Source organism: Parabacteroides faecis, assembly GCF_014647375.1.
In the GTDB taxonomy this organism is placed as follows: domain Bacteria; phylum Bacteroidota; class Bacteroidia; order Bacteroidales; family Tannerellaceae; genus Parabacteroides; species Parabacteroides faecis.
The window spans coordinates 239,656-265,396 of record NZ_BMPB01000007.1 but is presented as its reverse complement, the minus strand read 5'-3'; the positions used below and the strand labels follow the sequence as shown (position 1 = coordinate 265,396).

The following is a 25,741-nucleotide window of genomic DNA, read 5'->3' as shown; positions in this document are numbered from 1 at the left end:
ATAGCTAATGAATTAGTAGTAACATATAGAGTAACACCACAATGAACAATGTATTGAATTTTAAGTCCTTCTTTAATTTCCTGGGACGAAACAAAGGGTATACGGCGATCGACCTGTTCGGTCTGTCCGTCTCGCTGATGTTTGTGATCCTGATTGCAACCTATGTAGTCGGCGAGTTGTCGACCGACCGCAACAATGAAAATGCTGACCGTATCTATGCCGTAAGTAATGGTCAGGATATCGGATCGGCTTACCAGATCGGATACCGTCTGGAAGAACGTTATCCGGAGATAGAGAAAGTCTGTCATGTTTTATGCCGGATATTCGACAATACCCTGATCCAGCGGGGAAATGAAACGCTGACAGCCAATCTGATGCTGGCCGATACGACATTCTTCGACTTTTTCAATATTCCGTTGATACAGGGGAACCGGGAACAGGCATTGGCCGCCAGAAACTATGCGGTGATCTCCGAGTCTTTTGCCAATAAGTTCTTTGGTAAAGAAGACCCGATGGGCAAAACGATTCGTATCAATGATGAGTTGACACTGGTGGTCAATGGAGTGATGGAAAATATTCGTCATTCGGTCATTCCTGATCAGGATATTCTGTTCCGGGTCGAGAATATCAAAGCGGTAGGACAGAATATGTTTGACGATTATAATAGTGCCGGTGTTGTTAACATCTTTGTGATGGAACGTAAAGGTACTGATATTGCTTCCAAATCAGAAGAGGTAAGAGACTGGTTCAATACTTTTTTCTGGATATATGAAAGAGGTTTTTCTACAGAAGTTGTATTTATACCGCTGAATAAGTTGTATTTCTGGGAACCGGAGGGATCATTCGGAGCTGTCACAATAGAAAAGGGGGACTGGAAGTTTGTGGTCATTCTGCTTTCGGTCGGCTTGCTGATCCTGCTGTTTGCCGTTATCAATTATATCAACCTGACGGTGGCACAGACGGGATTCCGGGCAAAAGAGATGGCTACCCGGCGCTTGCTGGGCTCTTCGCGAAAGGAGCTATTTACCCGCCTGATCATGGAGTCGACCTTGCTGACGGCTATTTCTTTTGTAGTCGGTTTATTCCTTGCCTTTTTCTTTGCTTCTTATGCCGGCGACCTGTTGCAGAAAAAGATAGAGATCACCGAGATGATCACGCCGGTGAATGGTATTATCGTCATTTGTCTGATCGTCCTGGTCGGATTTATTGCCGGGTTGCTGCCTGCCATCGTGATATCGAATGCGAAGCCGATCGAAGTGGTACGGGGTACGTTCCGTAAACAGACGAAAATGGTGTTCAGTAAGTTCTTTATCATTTTCCAGAATCTGATAACGATCTGCCTAGTGGCTGCTTCACTCACGATGTTTTTACAAATCAGGTATCTGATAAATGCTCCGTTAGGATACAATACGGTGAATGTGCTCGATATCTATGCAAGAGAACTGCCTGATCAGAAAAGCAGCTATACCCTGGCAAACGAACTGGAACAACTGGCGTGTGTCAGCCGGGTCGGACTGGCGGAAGGAACTCCTTTCACTATGGGTATGAACTTCAGTGGCCGTTACGATAATAAGAGTATCAGTTCACAGGAGTTTCGGGGCGATCAGACCTATTTCGATATTCTGGGCTTTAAGATACTGCGTGATAATCATGTCGCCGGATCGGTCAAATACTATCTCTCTGAAGAGTTTATGAAAGCCCTGGAACTGCCGGAAGATGCTGCCTCGTTCAAGCACAGGGCTGCGTTCGATACGCCATTGGCCGGTATCGTTCAGGATTTCCAGATGAATAATATCCTGATGCAAAAACTTCCGGGACTTGTGATACTTTGTTCGAACCGGGAAGATATGAATCCGCGCAATATCATTGTAGAGGTGAAGGGGGATCCGTATGCAGCCCGTAAAGAGATAGAGGCTGTTTACGAGAAATATACGGGAATGGAATTTACAGGAATGTTCATTAACGAGCAGGTAGAGCGGTCGTTTGCCGCCCAGCAACGGACCCTGAAGATCGTATCGATCTTTGCCATGATTGCAATCCTGATCTCTTTACTGGGGCTGTTGGCGATGTCAACCTACTTTATCCAGCAGCGTTCTTCCGAGATAGCAGTACGTAAAGTCTTCGGTTCGACAAATGCGCAGGTACTTGTCCGGCTGGTAAAAGCGTTCCTTACCTATGTGGCAATCGCCTTTATCATCGCCATACCGATAATCTGGTATTTTATGAATGGGTGGCTTTCGGATTATTCGTATCGAATCGAGCTGTCTCCCTGGATTTATGCGGCAGCCGGTTTGTTCTGCCTGTTCATCTCGTTCTTTACCGTATTGGTGCAGAGTTACCAGGCGGCGACTTCCAATCCGGTGAATAATATAAAAGATAATTAAGTTAGCCATATATAAACAACACAAAGAAATGAAAACAATTATTCGAAATTTTATCAGTGTATTGCGCCGTTTTAAGATGGCAACTATTCTTAACATCCTTGGATTATCTGTGGCTTTTGCCGCTTTTATGGTGATAATGATGCAAGTGGACTATGATAAGAACTTCGATACGTTCCATAAGAATGCAGATAATATCTACCGAGTGGAGTTTCAGTGGGATAAGGAGTCGACACAGGCTGTCCTGTCACGTCCGATGGCTAATGTTTTTATGAATTTCTCTCCGCATATTGTGGCAGGGGCGGTTACCTCTCCGTTTTATAATGAAACATTTTATTCGGTCGATAAAGGAGTAGAAAAAAGTACCTATATGGAACCGACCATGATTGTTGATCCTTCTTTTACGGATGTCTTTGACTTCGATATATTGGATGGTTCGGTAGATGCTCTGAAAGAACCGGGTAAGGTGCTGGTTCCGGAAAGTTTGGCGCGTAAAATATTCGGAGAAGAGTCGGCTGTTGGTAAACAGATTACAGCAAAGGAGAGTAAAGGACTGTTGGTCGGTTTTTTCACTACACCGGAAGGAAATTACACGATAGGTGGCATTTATAAGGATCTTCCCCTTAATAGTATTATCCGAAATGCTATTTTTTTGAAGATGGATGAGAAAGCAGATTTGCATAATTGGGGAAATTCAAGCTATAACTTTTATGTCCGTCTTGACCATCCTGAGTCAGCAAAGGATCTGGTGAGCGATTTTTTAGTCTATTATAAAAAGAATGAACTGGGAAAGAATATGTCGTGGTATTCAGGTGAGCCTAATTTTCGCTTGACTCGTTTACCGGATGTACATTATGCAACGGATGTAACTTTCGATATGACTCCCAAGTCTAGTCGGCAAACGGTATTGGTTCTTATCGCTATTTCATTGGTCATACTGATTATTGCAGGTATAAATTTTACTAATTTCAGTACGGCACTGACGCCGATGCGTGTGAAAAGTATTAATACACAAAAGGTGTTGGGCAGTTCCGATGGCGTATTGCGCTTCTCGCTATTGATGGAGGCTGTTTGTATCAGTACGGTGGCTTATTTACTGGCTTTGTGGATGGTCCATATGGCTGGCAACAGTACGATAGCGAAGTTGGTAGATGCGGATATGTCTTTGTTTGCCCATCCGTTGTTACTTTCCGCAACGGCTTTGATCGCATTGCTGACCGGACTGCTAGCAGGTTTGTATCCTTCCTATTATATGACTTCTTTTTCTCCGGCATTGGTTTTGAAAGGGAGTTTCGGTCTGTCTCCAGCAGGACGAAGATTGCGTAATGTGCTTATATGCATACAGTTTATAGTTTCTTTTACTTTGATTATCGGTTCGATGTTTATGTCTTTGCAGAATCGTTTTATGCAAAATAGTCCGTTAGGGTATGATAAGGATCAAATAATTGTGACGAACCTGACTGCACCTGTATTGAAGAGTTCGGACGCTTTCAGGAGTAGCCTGAAGACTTTTTCAGGTATAGAGGATGTCACTTATGGTGAGTTCATGCTATCGAGCCAGGATCAATATATGGAGTGGGGGCGTGAATTGAAAGGCGAGAATATACAGTTCCAGTGCATGCCGATAGATCCGTCGTTTCTTAAGGTCATGAATATTCCTGTGACTGAGGGCCGGGATTTCCGGGAGGAAGATGCTTTGACAGCCGAAGGGGCTTTCATATTTAATGAACGGGCGAGAAATCTATACGATATTAGTTTGGGGGATAAGATCGATGGAGCCAACATAGTCGGATTTATTCCGGATATAAAATTTGCGTCCTTCCGTACAGAAGTTACTCCTATGGCTTTCTATGTGCGTGGTAAGGGGTATGGCGGTGGAGCGGATTATGCTTATATAAAGGTAAAGGGTGATTCGAACCTGCAAGCAGCAATGGCTCATGTGAAAAGTGTACTAAATGAGATACATCCGGATTATCCGTTTAACGTTAAGTTCTTCGATCAGGTATTAAATACTTTGTATGAGAAGGAAGAGAACCTGAGTTCGCTGATAACCCTATTCAGTTTGATTGCCGTGTTCATTTCGATGGTCGGAGTATTCGGACTGGTGGTATTCGATAGCCAATACCGCAAAAAAGAAATCGGTATACGAAAAATAATGGGCTCGACTACTTCCGAGATCCTGATCATGTTTAATAAGACTTACATATATATATTGTGTATCTGTTTTGCCTTGGCGGCTCCGGTTGCCTACTATGCTATCCATAAATGGCTGGAAAACTTTGCCCTCAAAACACCGGTTTATTGGTGGGTATTTATGCTTGCTTTCTTATTGGTTTTCTGCCTCACCATTCTGACGGTGACTTTCCAGAACTGGCGGGTAGCCAATGAAAATCCGGTGTACAGCATAAAAGATAATTAGGCATATTCATGGTTTGTTTTGTCTAATTATTATACATCAGTGTCCAAATATTAGACACATCCGGCAAGGCGTTATATTTATAACGCCTTGTTTATTATTGGCTTATCTCTTTTGGCACAGTATTTGAATTATATTGACCAGAAAGAAATGAACTATAGATATGAAGACTATTATTAGAAACTTGTTAAGTGTATTGCGCCGGTTTAAAATGGCGACACTGTTGAATGTATTGGGACTGAGCATTGCTTTTGCAGCCTTTATGGTAATCATGATGCAGGTCGATTATGACAGGAATTTCGATAAATTCCATAAAGAGGCCAACCGGATTTACCGGCTGGAAATGAAGTGGGGCGATGATGATGGTTTACAAGCAGTTCTCTCCAGGCCGTTGGCGGATGCGTTTTTCAATTTCTCACCGCATATTGTTGCCGGTGCGCTGACTTATCCGATGTACAGCCAAACGGTTTTTCTGGCCGATGTGGGCACAGGAGAGCGGGTCAGCTATATGGAACCGAATTTGCCGGTCTATTCTTCATTTGCCGATGTGTTTACTTTCGATATGCTGGATGGTTCGGCAAAGGCTCTGGAAGATCCCGAGAAGATATTGATTCCGGCCAGCATGGCACAGAAGATATTCGGTACGGAGTTTGCCGTCGGTCGTCATATGAAAGCGGCAGATACACAAGGACGCTTTTCGGGAATGTTTACCATTGCCGAGATCGATTATACGGTAGGAGGGGTTTACCGCGATTTTCCCGTGAACGGTATCCTTCAGAATGCTGTCTATCTGAAAATAGATGATAAAGAAGGATTGCATGACTGGGGAAACTCCAGTTACAATGCCTATCTACTTCTGGACAGTCCTGCATCGGCTGAAAATCTGGTTAGCGAGTTTCTGGATTATTACAAGAAAAACGATCTGGAGAAAAATATGTGGGGAAACAAAACTGCGAATTTCCAGTTGACCCCATTGCCGGAACTGCATTACGTAACGGATGTAGCCTTCGATATGGCTCCTAAAACGAGTCGGCAGACGCTGTTGGTGCTTATCGCTATTGCCTGTGTGATTATACTTATTGCAGGAATCAATTTCACCAATTTCAGTACGGCACTCACGCCGATGCGTATCAGGAGCATCAATACACAGAAAGTATTGGGAAGTTCCGATAGTACCTTGCGTTTCTCTCTATTGATGGAAGCGGTCGGTATCAGTTTCATCGCATTTATATTGGCACTGGTGGCTGTCTATCTGGCTGCTGATACTCCACTCAAGGCATTGGTCGGAGCTGATCTCTCGTTGACGGCTCATCCGGTATTGATTAGCGTAACCGGCGTGCTTGCCATCCTGCTTGGTGTGTTGGCAGGACTTTATCCGGCTTACTATATTACCTCTTTCTCACCAGCCCTGGTGTTGAAGGGTAGTTTCGGACTTTCTCCTAAAGGACGGTTGCTGCGGAATGTACTGATCAGCGTACAGTTCATCGCTTCGTTTGCTTTGATCATCGGGGCCATGTTTATGTATATGCAAAACAACTACATGCGGACAAGTTCCTTGGGATATGACAAAGATGAAATTATCGTGACCGACCTGACTGCTAAAGTTATGAAAAATAAGGATTCTTTCAAGAATCGTCTGAAGTCTTTCTCCGGTATCGAGGATGTGACTGCAGCAGGATTTCAGTTGTCGGGACAGGACCAGTATTCGACCTGGGGACGTGAGTTGAATGGTAAGCACATCCAGTATCAATGTCTGCCGGTCGATCCCTCTTTCCTTCAGGTATTAGGTATCCCGGTCAATGAAGGACGTGACTTCCGTCCCGAAGATGCCTTGACGGCAGAGGGTGTCTACGTTTTCAACGAATCAGCCCGGAAAGCCTACGATATTCAGTTGGGTGACAAAATCTACGGAGCGGAAATTGTCGGTTTCTGCCCCGATATTAAAGCGGCCTCTTTCCGTATGGAGGTTACGCCGATGGCCTTTTACGTACCCGGAACCAGCCGTAACGAACAATCCACCTTCGGCTACATCCGTGTGGGAGCCGGAACGGACAAGTTGGCTGCTATGGAGCATGTAAAAAAGGTGTTGAGTGAAATCCAATCGGATTATCCTTTCGATGTCCGCTTCTTCGATGATGTACTGAATAATTTGTATGAGAAGGAGACAAACCTGGGTGCATTGATTACCCTGTTCAGCCTGATCGCTGTCTTTATCTCGATGGTCGGGGTTTTCGGTCTGGTCGTGTTCGACAGCCAGTATCGTCGGAAGGAAATAGGTGTCCGTAAAGTATTGGGTTCGACTACTTCTCAAATCCTGATCATGTTCAATAAAACATACATACGTATTCTGGCAGTTTGTTTTGTACTGGCAGCTCCGGCAGCCTATTATGCTGTCAATAAATGGCTGGAAAACTTTGCTTATAAAACTCCGGTTTACTGGTGGGTATTCGCCTTGTCTTTCGCTCTGATTTTCTTTATCACGATCCTGACAGTGACTTTTCAGAACTGGCGGACAGCAAATGAGAATCCGGTATATAGCATAAAAGATAATTAGACAGATTCATGGTTTGTTTTGTCTAATAATTATACACCTGTGTCTAAATATTGGACACCTCCGACAAGGCGTTGCATAAGCAACGCCTTGTTTTCTACATATTTATGTCTTTGGCACATTATTTGAATGGATTTAGCCAAAATGATATAACGGATAGCGCAGCATAAGAGGATATATCATTCAGATTATAACGTTAATTCGATACGATTATGAAAACAATTATTAGAAATCTGTTGGGAGTAGTTCGTCGGTTTAAGGTGGCAACCCTGTTGAATGTATTGGGGCTTAGTGTTGCCTTTGCAGCTTTTATAATTTTAATGATCCAGCTGCAATATGACTGGGGATTCGACAGGTATCAGAAAAATGCGGAACGGATTTTCAGGGTAGGACTTTATACGCCGGACTGGGGAAATCAGGTAATCGTATCTCCTCCTTTTGCCAATGCTTTTATTCAATCGTCTCCTCATATAGAGAAAGGAGCATTGCTTTTTTCCAGTGGAAGCCGCTTAACGCTAAAGGCGGAAACCGGAAAGAATGATGATGTCGGTTTTTGGTGTATGGTAAATGCCATGACACCTGAATATGCGACTATTTTTGATTTCCGGATGTTGGAAGGTAATGTAGAGAGCATAAATAATCCGGGTACTGTTCTGATACCGATGAGTTATGCGCAAAAAATATTTGGGAACGACCAGGCTGTGGGTAAAATTTTGAAGGATAATAATTTATCTTTTACAGTCGGTGGCGTATATAAAGATTTTCCGGCAAATTCCGTGATACAGAATGCTGTATATTGGAGAATCAATGGAAAAGTAGATCAGGATAACTGGAATGCGAATGGTTATCAGTTATATGTTTTATTGGACAATCCCGATAAAAAAGATGAGATAATAGCAAATTTTAAAGAACATTTAAACAGACAAGAGTACGACTGGAAAACACGTGATGTAAGACTAACCCGATTAACTGATATTTATTACGAAGCGGATTCGCAATTTGATTCGCTGAAAGATAAGGGTAATCGTACGTTGGTATTGGTTTTATTTACAGTCGCTATATTGATATTGTTCATTGCCGGTATCAATTTTACAAATTTCAGTAATGCGTTGGTCCCGATACGTGTCCGTAGTATTAATACGCAGAAAATACTGGGAGGTTCTGATAAAGTATTACGTTGTGCTATGCTGGTAGAGGCGGTACTAATCTGTCTGGTCTCTTTTATCATATCGCTGTTTATTGTAAGGGGAATGGGGAATACCTGGCTTGCAGATATGATAAGTGGAGATATGTCGTTGGCTTCCAATATTCCTTTGTTGGCATTGACGGGGATATTGACCATAACAGTGGGAGTTTTAGCGGGGGTATATCCTGCCTGGCGTATCACTTCTTTTTCTCCGGCATTGGTGTTGAAAGGCTCATACGGGTTGACTCCTGCCGGAAGAAAATTAAGAAGTCTTCTTATTTCTTTCCAGTTTGTCATCTCTTTTGCATTGATCATAGCCGCTTTGTTTATTTATTTGCAGAATCGTTACATGGTTGCTTCCTCCTTAGGTTTTGATAAAGATCAGGTTGCTATTGTTGAGTTGAACGGGAAGTTGATAAAGAATACAGGAACATTGGAAAGCCAGTTAAAGAATGAGTCGTCTATACAAGAGGTGGCTTTTGCCGAAGATTTATTGTCAGGAGGGGATCAATATTCTACTTTTGGACGGGGCTACAGAAGCAATGATCTAACATTCAAATTATTCACAGTTGATCCTAATTTCCTTCAGGTAATGAATATTCCGGTTATATCCGGTCGTGCTTTTTACCAGGAAGATGCAGCATCGGCAGGAGGAGCTTATATCTTTAATGAAACAGCCAGGTTGCAGTATGACCTGGTGGCAGGTGAATATATTACAGGAAATGCTTATGTTGAAGTACCTCCTGCCGTGATCGCCGGTTTTATAGATGATGTAAAGTATGCTTCTTTCCGTACCACTATCGAACCGATGGCTTTTTATGTACCGGCTGAGAAGGATTTTCATCCGAGATATGCCTATATAAAGATAAAAGCCGGAGCCAATATCCGCGAAGCCATTGCCTCCATTGGAAAAGTGTTTACTTCGGTAGACAAGGATTTTCCGGTCGAGGTATCGTTTTATGATACGATCCTGAATAATCTTTATAAACGTGAATTGAGTATCGGTTGGCTGATCTCCCTGTTCAGTCTGGTAGCTGTTTTTATTTCGATAGTAGGGGTTTTGGGCTTAGTGATCTTCGAAAGTGAGTATAAGAGAAAAGAAATAGGTCTCCGAAAAGTACATGGTGCAACTACCTCACAGATATTGATTATGTTCAATAAAGTATATGCGCGTATTTTGGTAATTTGTTTCATCCTGTCGATACCTGTTGCTTATTATGCAATGAACCGGTGGCTGTCATATTTTGCCTATAAGATACCTTTGTATTGGTGGGTGTATGCAATTGCCTTTATTTTTGTTTCAGCTATCACGATCCTGATTGTTTCGTTCCAAAATTGGAGTACAGCCAGCGAAAATCCGGTAGAAAGTATAAAAACAGAATGAGAATCATGCAACCTCTGTAAAATTATTACGTATTTTATAATAAAGTTGTTTGTGGGAACGACCTTAAATCGAAGTAATAATTAATCGATATGAAAACTCTTTTTAGAAATTTTGTCAGCGTGCTTCGCCGTTTTAAAATGGCGACACTTCTGAATGTGTTAGGATTAAGCATCGCTTTTACCGCTTTTATGGTGATCATGATGCAGGTAAATTACGACAACAATTTCGACTCCTGCCAGCCGGAAGCCAATTCGATCTATCGGATGGATATGGATTTTCAAGGTAGCATGAGTGCTGTTATTAGCCGTCCTTTTGCAAGAGGATTTACAGAATCATCCCCGCATGTAAAAGCCGGAATGATTATGTCTTCCTGGAATTCCGAGCTGTTTTATAGCGTAGATCGGGGAGGAGAAAGACAGAACTTCAAGGATCCCGTTGTAAATGCAACATCCGGGATTACCCGTGTTTTTCATTTTGATATGGTGGAAGGGAACGAGACTGCCCTGGATCAGCCGGAAACAGTTATGATCCCTGAGAGTATGGCACGCCGCCTCTTCGGAAATGAATCGGCCATAGGTAAACGTCTGATGAGTGTGGAATCCGAAAATACACTGGCTACGATCAGCGGTGTCTTTAAAGACTTCCCCCGTAACTCGTCTGTCCGGAATATAATTTACCGGCAAATGTCCGATAAAGAAAATTACAATGAGTATGGCAACCAGAATTATTTCTTTTTCTTTCGTCTGGACGATCCGTCCAACTTAGAAGTTGTCAAAGAAAACTTCAAAAAGAATTTCGATGCCTCCCAGCAATTCGGAAAAGATTTCAAGTGGGAGAAAGACGGCATCGAGCTGATGATGACACCGCTGCCTAAGTTACATTTCCTGACGAATGTCTCTTTCGATTCCATGCCGAAAGCCAGCCGGCAGACGATGCATGTACTGTTTGCGATCGCTTTTGTCATCCTATTGATAGCCGGTATTAACTTTACTAATTTCAGTACCGCTCTGACCCCGATGCGTATCAAGAGTATCAATACGCAGAAAGTGTTGGGTAGTCCCGATAGCGTGCTCCGGACGAGTTTGTTGGGAGAAGCTGTCATTGTGAGTATCGTGGCTTATCTTATTTCGCTGGGTTTGTTATTTATTGCCGGGCAGACTTTTGTCGCATCTCTGGTAGATGCTGACATGTCTTTTTCGGCACAGTCGGGTATCATTATGACTACAGCTGCCATAGCTGTGGCGGTAGGTGTATTAGCGGGTATTTATCCGGCTTGTTATATCACTTCTTTCCCTCCGGCGTTGGTGTTGAAAGGCAGTTTTGGTTTGTCTCCGAAAGGGCGGGTACTTCGAAGTGCACTGATAAGTATCCAGTTTGTCGCTTCATTTATCCTGATCATCAGTTCTCTGTTCATGTATTTACAGAACCGGTATATGCAAAATACCCCCTTGGGATATGATAAAGACGAACTGATCGTGGTTGAATTGAACAGTAAAGTCAATAAAAACCAGGAAGTCCTGACCAGCGAGGTGAAGTCATTCTCGGGAATAGAAGATATCACTTATGCGGAACAGGTTCTGTCCAGCCGTGACTTTTATATGGGATGGGGACGTATGTACAAAGACCAGGATATCAATTTCCAGTGTATCCCTGTTTCTCCCTCTTTCCTGCGTGTCATGGGAATCGAGATAACAGACGGTCGTGATTTCCGCCCCGAAGATGATTTGAAAGAAAACGGGAGCTATATTTTTAATGAGAAAGCCCGGGAGATGTATAATCTGGAACTGGGAGAGAAGATCGATGGCGATGAGATCATCGGTTTCATTTCGAATGTCAAGTTCGCCTCTTTCCGTAATGAAGTGTCGCCGATGACTTTTTATGTATGGGGAAAGCACTATTGGGGACGGGAGGTCGACAGTAAATATTACGCAGCTGCCTATGTAAAAGTAAAGGCAGGCAGTGACTTGCGGGCGGCTATGAAACATGTGCGAGCCTGTTTAACAAAGATAGATCCGATTTATCCTTTCAAAACTACATTCTATGACGAGATCCTGCAGCAGACATACGAAAGGGAATTGAAGATCAGCAACCTGATCACTCTGTTCAGCGTTATTGCGATCTTTATCTCCATTGTCGGGGTATTTGGCCTGGTTGTATTCGAGAGCGAGTACCGCCGGAAAGAGGTGGCTGTCCGTAAAGTGTTGGGATCGTCTACTTCCCAGATACTGGTCATGTTCAACAGAAGCTACCTGATCATCCTTGCCGCTTGTTTTGTGCTGGCTACTCCGGTCGCTTTCTATGGTATGTACCGTTGGCTGGAAAACTTCGCTTACCGTACACCGATGTATTGGTGGGTATTCCTGCTGGCTTTTGTTATTATCTCTGTTATTACTTTCGTTACGGTCACTTTCCAGAACTGGCATGTAGCGAACTCCAATCCGGTTGAGAGCATAAAGTCTGAATAACACTGCTTCTTTTATTCGTTTCAATGTCTAATAATTATACATAAGTGTCTAATTATTAGACATTGTTTTTTAAGGGGTGATATGCAATCTTCTTATACACAGTCGGTTTTAGTTTTGGCATGTAATTTGAGTGATGGAAGTAAAACATCAACAATAATGAAAACAATACTAAGAAACTTTCTGAGTGTATTACGCCGGTTCAGGATGGCAACCTTTTTGAATGTGGCCGGACTGGCTGTAGCTTTTGCAGCTTTTATCGTCATTCTGATACAGGTGAATTACGAACGTAGCTTTGACCGGTGCCATCCGACAGCTGATCGGGTCTTTCGTATGGAACTGACGGAGGCAGGGACTTTTGGTCTGATCATGCCCCGGGCTTTTGTAGAGTCGGTTATCCAGTCATCACCCCATATTGAAGCAGGCACCCTGATTTATCCCTATAACCCGGCTATTTATTTTTCAGTAGTGGAGGACGGAAAGAAAGTCGGTTACCGGGAACTGGTACAAACCTGCCATCCGGATATAACCAAGGTTTTCGATTTTCCGATCATTGAAGGAGACCGTGATTGCCTGAATGATCCTGAGAAAGTGATTCTGCCGGAAAGCATAGCACGTAAGATGTTTGGTGACCAACCGGCTGTAGGAAAGGCGATTCATGCAGAAGAAGATGTGGAGTCGAAAGATAACCGCGAGTATACGGTTGGAGCGGTCTATAAGGATTTTCCCGGTAATACCCAGATGCGTAATCTGATCTATACGGCTATTGGTGAAACCTACCAGCGGGATAATTTTAAAGCTAGTAATTATGTTTGTTATCTGTTGTTGGATAATCCCGGATCGGTACAGACCGTAGTTGATAATTTCAATGCAAATTTTGACTTCTCCAAAATAAACAAAAAAGAGGATGTACACATCAGGCTGACTCCGTTGACAAGCGTTTATTATATGAATGAGAGTCAGGATGGCACGATTTTTCGTAGCGGAAATAAAGAGGTCTCTATATTATTGTTCTTTATTGCCTTGTTGATCATCGTTGTGGCTGGCATTAATTTCACGAATTTCAATACATCGCTAACGCCGATGCGTATTAAAAGTATCAATACTCAGAAAGTACTGGGAAGTCCGGATAATGTATTACGCAGGGCACTGCTGATCGAAGCGGCTATAATCAGCCTGTTTGCATGGCTTGTCAGCCTGTTCATCGTTTATTTGCTCGGTTCTGCCGGGACACTGCCGTTTATCGAAGCAAATCTGAATATACCGGATAATCTACCGATCGTGTTACTGACGGGAGTAGTCGCGCTTGTTACGGGGATTATCGCAGGTCTATATCCTTCGTGGTATGTAACCTCTTTCCCTCCTGCTTTAGTCTTAAAAGGAAGTTTCGGTCTTTCTCCGTCCGGGAGAAAATTACGGACAGTATTGATCGGAGTTCAATATATCGTTTCCATACTGTTGATCATCGGGGCTTGTTTTGTCCGTTTACAAAATAGTTATATGCGTGACTATTCATTGGGGTTCGATAAGGACCAGATTGCTATTGTCAGTCTGAGCAGCGATATATATGTGAAGTCGCACGAAACATATGTCAACCGTCTGAAAGAGTTTTCCGGTATCGAAGATGTGGCGTTCTCTTTGGAAAAGGTGGGTTCGCAGGACGGATATAGCACGAATAGTTGTTCTATAAAGAATAATGACCTGCGGTTTTTCATGATCTTCGTTTCGGAAAACTTCCTTCGTGTCATGGGAATCCCGATGGAGGAAGGACGTGATTTTTTTCCGGCAGATGAATTATCGGAGACTCCTTCGTATATCTTTAACCGTAATGCGAAACAGGCAGTAAATATAGAAGCAGGCGATAAGCTGGAATCGTGGGCTTCTGGTACTATTGTAGGGCTGGTGGGTGATGTGAAGTTTACGTCCCTTCGAAAAGGAGAGAATAATATCGGTTTCGTGACCGGGATGCCATACCCGTTGACTGTTTCCTATATTCGTCTGAAAGCCGGTACAAACATCAATGACGCCGTATCCCATATTCGGAAAACAATGGCAGATATAGATCCTGCTTATCCGGTCGATATAGAATTCTATGATGCGGTATTCAACGAATTGTATCATAAGGAAGAAAATCTGCGCAGTCTGATTACCGTTTTCAGTCTACTGGCTATCATTATATCGCTGGTAGGAGTTTTTGGACTGGTTGTGTTCGACACCCAATACCGCCGGAAAGAGATCGGTATCCGCAAGGTACATGGTGCAACTATTCGTGAGATATTGGAGATGTTGAACCGTTCGTATATCTATATTGTCCTGCTATGTTTTGCGTTGTCTGTGCCTCTCGCTTATTACGGCATTAAAAAATGGCTGGAAAGTTTTGCCTATAAAACTCCGATATATTGGTGGGTTTTTCTGCTGGCACTGGCGATTGTATTGGTAATAACCATTGGTACGGTGACTTTCCAAAGCTGGAGAACTGCCAGTACCAATCCCGTGAATAGTTTGAAATCGGAATAAAAATAGAAGGCTGAATAGCTGATATTTTACCATACCCCGTTTCAATGTCTAATAATTTGACAATAGTGTCTAATTATTAGACATTGTTTTTTGATGGTTGCGAGGTAATGTGTTGGTATATAATTGTTTAATGTTTTGGCATGCATTTTGGATGGTGAAAAGTAAATACAAATAATATGAAAACAATATTAAGAAACTTTCTGAGTGTATTGCGGCGTTTCAAGATGGCGACCCTTTTGAACGTAGCTGGGTTGGCTGTTGCTTTTGCTGCCTTTATCGTTATTTTAATACAGGTGAACTATGAACGTAGTTTTGATCGTTGCCACCCGACTGCCGATCGGGTATATCGTCTTGAATTAACTCAGACAGGTACTTTTGGATTGATTCTGCCCCGTGCTTTTGTAGAGTCGGTCATCCAGTCGTCACCCCATATCGAAGCGGGTAGCCTGATCTATCCCTACAATCCTGCTGTCTATTTTTCTGTTGTGAAGAACGGGCAGAAGATCGGTTACCGGGAGTTGGTACAAACTTGTCATCCGGATATAGCCAAAGTTTTCGATTTCCCGATCATTGAAGGGGACCGCGATTGCCTGAATGATCCGGAAAAAGTAATCCTGCCTGAGAGTGTAGCCCGCAAGATGTTCGGTGACCAGCCGGCTGTGGGAAAAGCACTTCATGCGGAAGAAAGTGTACAATCGAAAGATAACCGCGAGTATACGGTAGGAGCAGTTTATAAGGATTTTCCCGGTAATACCCAGATGCGTAACCTGATCTATACAGCTATCGGTGAAACCTATCAACGAGATAATTTCGGAGCTAGTAATTATGTTTGCTATCTGTTACTGGATAATCCTGAATCAGCACAGACCGTAGTAGATAATTTCAATGCCAACTTTGACTTCTCCAAGATAGATAAAGGGGAGGATACACGTATCAAACTGACTCCGTTGACAAGTATCTATTATATGAATGAGAGCCAGGACGGAACGATCTTCCGAAGTGGAAATAAGGAAGTGACCATGTTACTGTTCTTCATCGCTTTATTGATTATCATTGTGGCTGCTATCAACTTTACGAACTTCAGTACATCTCTGACGCCGATGCGTATCAAGAGTATCAATACCCAGAAAGTATTGGGTAGCCCGGATGCCGTATTGCGACGTGCCTTGCTGGTGGAAGCGGCTATCATCAGCATGGTTGCCTGGCTGTTGAGTTTGTTCGTTGTCTGGATATTGGGACGTACGGAAGCTTTGCCTTTCGTAGATGCAAACCTGGCAATAGTAAGTAACCTGCCTGTTATATTACTGACCGGAGTTGTAGCCTTGGTTACCGGTATCGTTGCCGGATTGTATCCGTCATGGTATGTGACCTCTTTCCCTCCGGCATTGGTACTGAAAGGTAGTTTCGGACTTTCACCTTCCGGGCGTAAATTGCGTACTGTGCTGATAGGTATTCAGTTTGTCGTCTCTATCCTGCTGATTATCGGTGCCAGCTTTGTTCGCCTTCAAAACAATTATATGCGTGGATATTCTTTGGGATTCGATAAGGATCAGGTCGCTATTGTCCGTTTGAGCGGGGAGATATACAATAAATCGCATGAGACGTATGTGAACCGCCTGAAAGAATATTCGGGTATCGAAGATGTGGCTTTCGCCATGGAAAAAGTAGGTTCGAAGGATGGTTACAGCACCAATGGCGGTTATATAAAGGAAAAGGAGTTTCAGTTCTTTATGATAGCCGTATCACAGAATTTCCTGCGTGTCATGGGTATTCCGGTAGAGGAAGGGCGTGATTTCTCGCCAGCAGACAAACTGTCGGAAGATTTTGTGTATATCTTTAACCATGCGGCTAAGATGGAAATGAACATGGAAGCCGGTGATCAGGTAACATCGTGGAAAACAGGTCGTATTGTAGGTCTGACCGGTGATGTGAAGTTTACTTCACTCCGCAGCGGAGAGAATAATATTGCTTTTGTGACAGGTAATATACCTTTCCCTATGACTGTTTCCTATATCCGCCTGAAAGCCGGAACAGATATACGCGGTGCTGTTTCCCATATCCGTAATACGATGGCAGATATAGACCCGTCTTATCCGTATGATATCGAGTTTTATGACGAGATATTTAACCAACTGTATCATAAGGAAGAGAACTTGCGTAGCCTGATTACGGTGTTCAGTATACTGGCTATTATTATATCGCTTGTAGGTGTCTTTGGGTTGGTTGTATTTGAAACCCAATACCGCCGGAAAGAGATCGGTGTCCGCAAAGTGCATGGTGCGACGAATATGGAAATATTGGAGATGCTGAACCGTTCGTATGTTTATATTGTCCTGATCTGTTTTGCACTGGCTGCCCCGGTAGGATATTATGGCATTAAAAAGTGGTTGGAAAGCTTTGCCTATAAAACACCGATGTATTGGTGGGTATATTTGTTGGCCTTGCTGATCGTACTGGTTATTACTATCGGTACCGTCACTTTCCAGAGTTGGAGGGCATCTAATGCCAATCCGGTAGATAGTTTGAAATCGGAATAATGATTATGACCCTATCCTTTCCCGGATAGGGTTTTTATTTTCCTGGTTGTTCCTGCTCCATTCCCTGAAGGTTTGTCCGGATAGTTGTTTGAATGTGCGGCTGAAACTGGAGGCGTGTGTAAAACCTACTTTTTCTGCAATCTGTTCCTGTGTCAGTTCCGGGTGGGAGTGAGCCAGTATTTTTGCATATTCTATCCGTTTCAGGTTGATATAATCAGAGAAGCTGCACTGATATTCCTGATTGATCAGTCTGGAAATATAGGTACGGTTTGTACTGAGCATCCGGGCAATCTTTTCTATATGCAGATTATTTTGCAGAAATATCTGCTCTTCATCGATCAGTCTGTTGAAATGGGGAAGAAGTTTATAATGAGCTTTCGTGGTGATTTCCCTTTTATCTGTTTCATCTGTCTTTTCGTTACAGGACTGTTCTGCATCATAAAACGAAACAGTCTGCTTTTTATGATGTATTTTATAACCTGTATAATAGAGAAACCCCGCCCAGATAAGCAATAATATAGCTTCTGTGATAGGATTGCCTACGAAAATGATACGTTCACCTGCTGTGGCTATGAACGCATTCAATATGATCAGCAATGCATACAGTATCCATATTTTGCATGAATATACATTCCCTTTTCTGCCGCAGAATAAAGTCAATGCCCAGAAAAGGCTGGCAGAGAAAGGTAACAGCAATATGAAATATTGTAGTATGCGCATGATGTATACGAATTGAAAATAGATTATTCTTTCAATTTTTCTATATATTCGGTAGGAGACATTTTTTCGATGCTTGAAAAGTAACGGTAAAAGCTTGAACGTGAGGTGAAACCACTTTTAAACATCAGTTCCTTTACGGTACTATCTTTATGCAATGCCGCCTGTTCCTTGAAATACTGGAGGCGGATAAAGTTGATATATTCCCTGAATCCGGAGAAACCGTTGTAACGCAGTACATTTGTAAGTCTGTGCTCGTTGGTGTTCATCTCTCCCAGTAAATCGGACAAAGAGTATTCCGGATTTATAAACGGCTTTTGTTCTTTCATCAGGCTCAGTAGCTGATTGTTCAACTCCAGTACAGTGACAGAGGCTTCCATTTCCCGGACAACTTCGGCATTTTCTGATTTCAGTTGTTCCGCCGGGTTAGGAGGGAGCGACAACGGGTTCTCATTGCGCAGGTAAAGCCTGTTCAGATAGATCATCGGTACGATGACCAGATAACCGAATATGTTGAAACTCAGACCGGAAGTTCCTAGCATCAACCATATATATCCTGACATAATGAGTCCGAAGCAGCTCATATAAATAACCGTAGAATGATTTTGTTTACGGCGGTAGGGTATCCAACGTTTAAAGAACAGGAACAGAAAGTTTACGGAAGGAGTAATGACACTGACAATAAAAAGGAATATTCTCAGGATTACATCCTGTTTATCAATATGTTTTATAATATCCGAAAAAGACCTTAGTTTCGTATATTGACCGTTGAAAAGCTCATAACAACAGGCGATACATGTAATGAGTATGATCGGAATACAAAAGTTCGTGATACGGGACAATGTCAGCCATCCGGGTTTCAGCGAGGCCAGGGGGAACAGGGAGAAGAACTGGAAGAATATAACTGTACGCACAATATGCCATAAAGATAGATGATCAAGTAAAAGGATTGCACGGTCCGGCAATCCTTTACCTCCTTTCCCATATAAATAGACCCATTCAGTATTGTCCAGCAACAAGAGTATAGACAAAGTGATGGCGAGAAATCCCCATGCTCTTTGTAGCTTGTTGTCGGAAGAACGTATCAGGACAATTGTGCCCATGACAAGCCCTATTGCATCAAGAGATAATTCGGTGCATAATACATGAATATTAACCATTTTCGTTCTTTTGTCTTAAGTGGGCAAAGATAATTTATCCATAAAGAAAAGGCTGTTTAAGCTTGTTTCAAACATGTCCCATTCTGGCGAACCTCGATGAAATGGGACGTTTTTGAGGGATATTTTCAGATATACCTCCTTTATTTTGTCATTTATCGACTATGGATGCGACCGTCGTACCGCCTGTAACCTTCACGGCTGTCCGCAACATATCCAGCGGACGGCCGGTTTCTAAGTTGTTCCGATATGGTGTTGGTTCAAATCCTGTTTTTCTGCCGGATATGGTCGGATAGATATCTGGGATTGGTTACAAAGAAAATAGTCTTTGTTCAGATATACAAATCATTAACATAATCATGAGCATTATTAAAGGTAGTTCCGTTTTGTACATTTTTATTGGGAATTTGTTCCCTCTTCCCATTTTTTCTGTCGTCCGGTCATAGAGGCGGAGCGGATAGATATTCGTAATATTGCAGTGGAAAATACTAAACAAAAGCGGAATGAATAACCTTGAAAAATCCAGGCACAGAAAGCCTGTTCTAAGTACTTTGATTTTGTGGCTCTCTGTGCTGACGGTAAGTGCACAGACAACCACCTTGCACCCGGTTGCTTCCAACGATTGCGGCGTGGACGGCAAACAGCCGTTTCTGGTGAAAGGAGATAATTATACGATGCCCGATGAGATAGGCGGGAGCATGACTGCCCGGACATGTAATTTCGGCGGAACTGTTATTTATGCTTTCGACCGGATGGATATTCAGGCCGATTATCAATTGGAGGTCGTTTACCTCTCTGACAGTGAGCGCCGACAGCGGATCGTTGCCGATGGAAATGAGGTACAGTCTCCTGTCGTGTTGGAAAAAGGGAAAGAACAACGTTACCGTATCGACCTGCCGAAAAAGGCATTTGCTTACGGGCAGCTAGTATTGGTCTTTGAAGTATTGAAAGGACCGAATGCATTGGTCTCGGAACTGAACCTGTATTCTTCTAACCCGAAGAAACCGGTTCCGTTCGAGGGCGACCAGAAACTGGCATTGTCACATACGCAGAGTTATCAGGTCGATACGACGGTGAATGCGGAAGAACATTTGCCGGTTTATACAGCTATCCCTTACAGTGTGCCGGGCGTATATGATCCGGTTCTCTCGCTGAACGGTACCTGGCAATTCAATCCTTCACCGGAAGCCGGTTTTCAGAACCGGGAGGCAGAGGCTGGCGGATGGCATCCGATCATCGTACCGGGCCAGTGGTCGATGCAAGGATTTAAGGTCGATTCTGCCGGGTTCGGCGGATACCTGACTACATTTACTTTACCGGCTGACTGGAAAGGTAAACAGGTTAAATTACGTTTCGACGGTGTATCCAGCGAATGTACCGTTTGGCTGAACGGAAAAGAGATTGGGGCCCATATGGGAGGTATGACTGCGTTTGAACTGGATGCTACCCCGGCATTGCAACCGGGCGTGAACAGATTAGCACTGAAAGTCCGTAGCGAATCGCTGGCCGATATGCTGGGTAGCCTGACGCAGTATGCCGCTCACCAGCTCGGAGGTATCACCCGTAAAGTAACGCTTTTTGCCGTTCCCGATGTGCATATCTCGGATATACGCATTGTGACGGACCTGGACGAAAAATATAAAGATGCCGACTTAAAAGTCTACCTGGCAGTAACGAACTCCGGGAAAGAAACAGAAAAGAATATCGCTGCCCGTCTCTCTATTGCCGGACTGCCGGTTGTGCTGGACCGGCAGATTCCTTCATTGGCTCCCGGCGAGACATGGAACGGATGGCTGACCGGAACAGTGCGTGATCCGCAAAAATGGGATAACGAACATCCTTATTTATATACGATGAAGATAGAATTGGAAAATGGCGACCATACGGCAGAACAGATCGAGAAACGCTTCGGTTTCCGCGAAGTACAGATAGAGGGAAACCGTCTGCTGGTAAACGGAAAACCGGTGAAACTGAGAGGTGTCTGCCGCCATGAAGCACATCCGCTTATAGGCCGTGTCATGACACCCGAACTGGAATGGAAAGATGTCGAATTATACCGGGCGGCAAACTGTAACTTTATCCGTACATCGCATTACCCTCCCTGTGAAGAATTGCTTCAGGCCTGTGACGAACTGGGTATGTTCGTCGAGGTGGAGGCGCCTGTCTGCTGGATCGGCCATCATGCCAACGAGAACTGGAAAACACTCGATTATCAGGATAGCAAATACTATCCGTATGTCTTACAGGCAAATATGGAGACAATCCATTTTTACCGGAATCATCCTTCTGTGATCTTCTGGTCGATTGCGAATGAATCTTACTGGAACAAGGAATTTGCCCAGGTGGAAGTCTATGTGAAAAAAGCCGATCCGACACGTCCGCATACGTTCCATGATCAGGCATACGGCGGTTTCAACAACCAGGGAAGCACGGCTCCGATCGCAAATATCCATTATCCGGGACCGGACGGATATAAAGTTGCTGCCAAAAGCGAACGTCCGATGGTGTATGGCGAGTATTGCCACCTGAATGTATATAACCGGAGTGAATTGGTAACGGATCCGGGTGTACGCAGCGACTGGGCGCTGGCTTTGTCTCCTACATGGGATAATATGTATAAGACGGACGGTGTGCTGGGTGGCTCTATCTGGTCGGGTATCGACGATATTTTCCAGATGCCGAACGGAGATGCGGTCGGTTATGGTCCTTGGGGGCCGATCGACGGATGGCGTCGCCCGAAGCCGGAATATTGGGATATGAAGAAGATATACAGTCCTGTCCGGGTACATACTGCTCAGTTGTCTCCGGCAAAGGAACTGACTGTAGCATTAGAAAACAGATATACTTATACGGATTTCAGTGAGTTGCAGATCCATTGGAAATACGGGGAGGAGCAGGGTATCTCTTTTGCTTCGATCCGGCCGGGAGAGAACGGTCAGATACGTATCCCGATCGAAAATCCGGATAAGGCGAACGAACTTTATCTGTCATTCACCGATCCGCGCGGTTTTGTAGCCGACGAATATATCATTCCGGTCGGCAAACAGGTCCAGAACGAATTACCTGAACTGCAACCGGTAGCTACTCAGCTGAAGAAAACAAATGACGTTTATCGTATTACAGGTAAACACTTTTCCTGTGAGGTGAGCCGTACGACCGGACAGATCCTGTCATTGAAGCAGGGAAAACAGGAAGTCCTGAACGGCGGTCCGTGGCTGATGGCATTGCCTTTGAACGGCGGTGGCTGTTATCCGAATCATAATGCGAACACACCGTTGTTTAATGATATCTGTACCGAATGGAAACCGGCGGAGATCGATGCAATCAAAGACGGAGACGATGTGATCGTTAGCGTAAAAGGAAGCTATAAAGAGTTTGAAGGAAGTTATAAGCTGATTATCAATGCAGGAGGAAAACTGTCCGTGAGCTATTCTTTCGATGCGCTGGCAGACGTGAATCCCCGTCAGTGGGGACTGGTTTTTGAGGCTCCGGCTACGTTCGATAAAACGTTTTGGCGTCGTGACGGTTTGTGGAGCGTTTATCCCGACGATCATATCAGCCGTCCGGTAGGTGAGGCGGAGCTGTTCTACTCCGGTTTGCCTTCTCATCTGAATCCCCGTGTAGAACCGAGCTGGTCATGGAGTTTGGATTATAATGAGCTGGGAAGTAACGATTTCCGTTCTACGCGTCGGAACATCTGGTATGCGGGTCTTACAGACCATGCAGGGAATAAGGTGACAGCTGTTTCCGATGGAAAGCAACACTGGCGTTCGTGGTTAGAGAAGGATCGTATCCGTTTCCTGGTTGCAGATTTCGTAACGGCAGGAAATGAAATGTTCCTGGGTAGTTATTATGCCCCGTTCAGGAAGCCGTTAAAGAAGGGAGATACGATTGGCGGAACAGTGATGTTGTATGTAGAATAAATTCAATTATAGAAAGGGAGTCTTTTTCTATTTATATACATGCTAAATAGAAAAAGACCCCATACTAATTCAATTTACCCTAGCGACTAATCAGCGGTTGATAACTGTCGGCCGTATGGCTGATATTCATCGACCGATTGGCTGACAATTATCAACCGTATGGCCGACAATTATCAGCTGCTAAAAGAAACAGGAACCAAGGTACAAAATTAAAGGATACAAAATGCAGAAGATAAGGAAGAAATAAGCCTTTCGTATAAAGATTAAACCGATCACAATATTATCCATCTTTTAATATCTTCCATCCATTTGTTATTCTGATTAAATAGTTTTATTTTGCATCTAAATATGTAGAATACAATACCATGAGAAAACTTACCTTATTGTTTGCAGCTATCGGTTACGTGGCTGTTTCTTTTGCTCAATCGAATGTTGCTTCGAAAGATTGGGGCACTGGTGAGTACGCCGGAGTCTGGAAATTATCTGTCGGAAAACCGGAGAAAATCAACTTGTTAAGCGAACTCGACATTACGCCGAAAAGAGAAGCCCTTCAGGAGATGCCGGATGGAGCTTTGCCGATATCTCCGGCCGACGTGAAGATTGAATTGAGGGACGGTAAAACCTATATCAGTTTCCCTCTGGAAAAAGAGGAGAAAATTTTCGGTCTCGGTCTTAATTTCAAGACGGTGGAACAACGCGGAAGAATCATGCGTTTGCATATGGACCATTATACCGGTAGCGATAACGGGCGGACTCATGCGCCGGTTCCTTTCTTTATCTCTTCCCGTGGTTACGGCGTATTGATCAATTCGGCGCGTTACATAGATCTTTGGGTCGGAACAGCCGTTCGTAAAGGTCCGGATGCCCCGGAGGAACAAGACCGTAACACCGATCGTACCTGGCCTGCACAACCCTATTCAGATAATATAGAAGTATTGGTTCCAGCCGAAGGTGTGGAAATGGTATTCTTTGCCGGTCCGACTATGTTGGACGTTGTACGCCGTTACAACCTGTACAATGGGGGAGGCGCTTTGCCTCCGCGCTGGGGATTGGGATTCTGGCATCGTACGCCGACCTTGTTTACCGACAAAGATGTGAAAGCGGAAGTCGACGAGTTTGAAAAACGGGGATTCCCTCTTTCTGTGATCGGCCTCGAACCGGGATGGCATAGTAAAGCTTATCCGTGTACCTACGAGTGGGACAAGAGCCGGTTCCCGGATGCGTCCGGTTTTGTAAAAGATATGCTCGACGAGAATATCCGGTTGAATCTGTGGATGAATCCGTATGTATCTAAGCATAGTGAGGTTTATGACAAGATAAAGCCGTATACGGGTTCACATACGGTCTGGTTGGGAGAGGTTCCTGATTATTCCATGCCGGAAGCCTGCAAGATCATGACCGATCATTTCCGTAAACACCAGCTCGATCTGGGAGTGAGCGGTTATAAGATGGATGAGAACGACGGATACGATTCCTGGCTCTGGCCTGATGTGGCGACGTTCCCTTCCGGTATTCCGGCGGAACAGCTCCGTAACCTGTATGGTTCGCTGATGCAGCAGGCGACGGTGAAGATGTATCGTGAAAAGAATTTACGTACTTACGGACAGGTACGTGCCGGTAATGCCGGAACGAATGCTTATCCGTATGTGCTGTATAACGATTATTATGATCATCGTGGTTTTATCACAGCATTGATAAACAGTTCTTTCATCGGTGTGTTATGGACGCCTGAAGTTCGTTCTTCCAAAACGTCGGAAGAGTGGCTTCGACGGATGCAGACAGTTTGTTTCTCGCCGATAGCGCAGTTGAATGCCTGGGCGGACGGGACCAAGCCATGGACATTTACGGATGTGGAGGACGATATTCGTGAGATAGCGTTGTTACGTATCCAATTGATTCCTTATTTATATACCGCGTTTGCCGATTATGCTTTCTACGGGACACCTCCGGTCCGTGCGATGAATCTGGAAGAGGGGTATGCTGCCGAAGCGCAGACTGTGGAAGGCCGGCTGGATGCAACAGATAATCCCTATGCAATGGCTATCCGCCGGGAAGTGAAAGACCAGTTTATGGTGGGTGAAAATATATTGGTAGCTCCGTTGTTTGCCGGAGAGAAAGAACGTAAAGTGGTTTTGCCTCAGGGAAAATGGTTCGATTTCTATACCGGGAAGTTTGCCGGTGAAGGAGAGGTGATCACAGTGGCTCCCGGTCGTCATATCCCTGTATATGTGAAGGATGGCGGTATAATCCCTTTATGGCCTGCCATGTCGAAGTTTGAAGACCGTAAATATCCGTTGGAAGTACGTCATTACGGCAATAAACCGGCCACGTATTCTCTTTACGATGATGACGGTTCATCCTATAATTTTGAAAAAGGTGAATACACCCGCATCGACCTGACTGTTACTGTCGACAAAAAAGGCAGAAAGAAAGGTAAAGCAATTCTCCTGAAAGGGAAGCAGGTGTGGTCGTTCAGCGAATATAATTTCAAGTTTATGACTGAATAAAAT

At 44.0% G+C, this 25,741-nt stretch carries 12 protein-coding genes; 10 read left to right on the top strand and 2 right to left on the bottom strand.

Features of this window, described 5'->3' with window-relative positions:
* Positions 1–41 precede the first annotated feature (41 nt).
* From IEY67_RS11710 to IEY67_RS11680, 7 genes are all read left to right on the top strand, one after another.
* Entirely contained in the window at positions 42–2,384 is a 2,343-nt protein-coding gene (locus IEY67_RS11710; protein ID WP_183671414.1) for an ABC transporter permease, read from the top strand.
* Positions 2,385–2,412: 28 nt separating this feature from the next.
* Positions 2,413–4,800, top strand: a complete 2,388-nt coding sequence (locus IEY67_RS11705) for an ABC transporter permease (RefSeq protein ID WP_122351548.1) — start codon at positions 2,413–2,415, stop codon at positions 4,798–4,800.
* A 160-nt stretch (positions 4,801–4,960) separates the two neighbouring features.
* A complete protein-coding gene (locus IEY67_RS11700; RefSeq protein WP_183671415.1) occupies positions 4,961–7,351 on the top strand; it encodes an ABC transporter permease in 2,391 nt (796 codons plus the stop codon).
* A gap of 209 nt (positions 7,352–7,560) precedes the next feature.
* Positions 7,561–9,918, top strand: coding sequence for an ABC transporter permease (locus tag IEY67_RS11695; protein ID WP_183671416.1), 2,358 nt, complete (start codon positions 7,561–7,563; stop codon positions 9,916–9,918).
* 89 nt (positions 9,919–10,007) lie between these two features.
* Entirely contained in the window at positions 10,008–12,383 is a 2,376-nt protein-coding gene (locus IEY67_RS11690) for an ABC transporter permease (RefSeq protein ID WP_183671417.1), read from the top strand.
* 156 nt (positions 12,384–12,539) lie between these two features.
* Positions 12,540–14,897: an ABC transporter permease gene (locus IEY67_RS11685; protein WP_183671418.1), complete on the top strand. Its 2,358-nt coding sequence runs from the start codon at positions 12,540–12,542 to the stop codon at positions 14,895–14,897.
* 176 nt (positions 14,898–15,073) lie between these two features.
* Positions 15,074–17,434 carry an ABC transporter permease gene (locus IEY67_RS11680; RefSeq protein ID WP_122351543.1) on the top strand — a complete coding sequence of 787 codons (2,361 nt, stop codon included), beginning with the start codon at positions 15,074–15,076 and terminating at the stop codon, positions 17,432–17,434.
* Positions 17,435–17,437: 3 nt separating this feature from the next.
* On the opposite strand, the gene IEY67_RS11675 is transcribed toward IEY67_RS11680, so the two are convergent.
* Positions 17,438–18,154 (bottom strand): helix-turn-helix domain-containing protein, encoded by a 717-nt coding sequence (locus IEY67_RS11675; RefSeq protein ID WP_122374431.1) that lies wholly within the window; start codon positions 18,152–18,154, stop codon positions 17,438–17,440.
* A gap of 23 nt (positions 18,155–18,177) precedes the next feature.
* Complete coding sequence (locus IEY67_RS11670) at positions 18,178–19,254, bottom strand: helix-turn-helix domain-containing protein (RefSeq protein ID WP_229801040.1); 1,077 nt, start codon at positions 19,252–19,254, stop codon at positions 18,178–18,180.
* A 218-nt stretch (positions 19,255–19,472) separates the two neighbouring features.
* On the opposite strand from IEY67_RS11670, the gene IEY67_RS25315 reads away from it, so the two are divergent.
* The 3 genes from IEY67_RS25315 (at position 19,473) to IEY67_RS11660 (ending at position 25,738) form a co-directional block, all read left to right on the top strand.
* Entirely contained in the window at positions 19,473–19,604 is a 132-nt protein-coding gene (locus IEY67_RS25315; protein ID WP_262893026.1) for a hypothetical protein, read from the top strand.
* A 207-nt stretch (positions 19,605–19,811) separates the two neighbouring features.
* Positions 19,812–23,231 carry a glycoside hydrolase family 2 protein gene (locus IEY67_RS11665; protein WP_183671420.1) on the top strand — a complete coding sequence of 1,140 codons (3,420 nt, stop codon included), beginning with the start codon at positions 19,812–19,814 and terminating at the stop codon, positions 23,229–23,231.
* A gap of 365 nt (positions 23,232–23,596) precedes the next feature.
* A complete protein-coding gene (locus tag IEY67_RS11660) occupies positions 23,597–25,738 on the top strand; it encodes a TIM-barrel domain-containing protein (RefSeq protein ID WP_183671421.1) in 2,142 nt (713 codons plus the stop codon).
* Positions 25,739–25,741 lie beyond the last annotated feature (3 nt).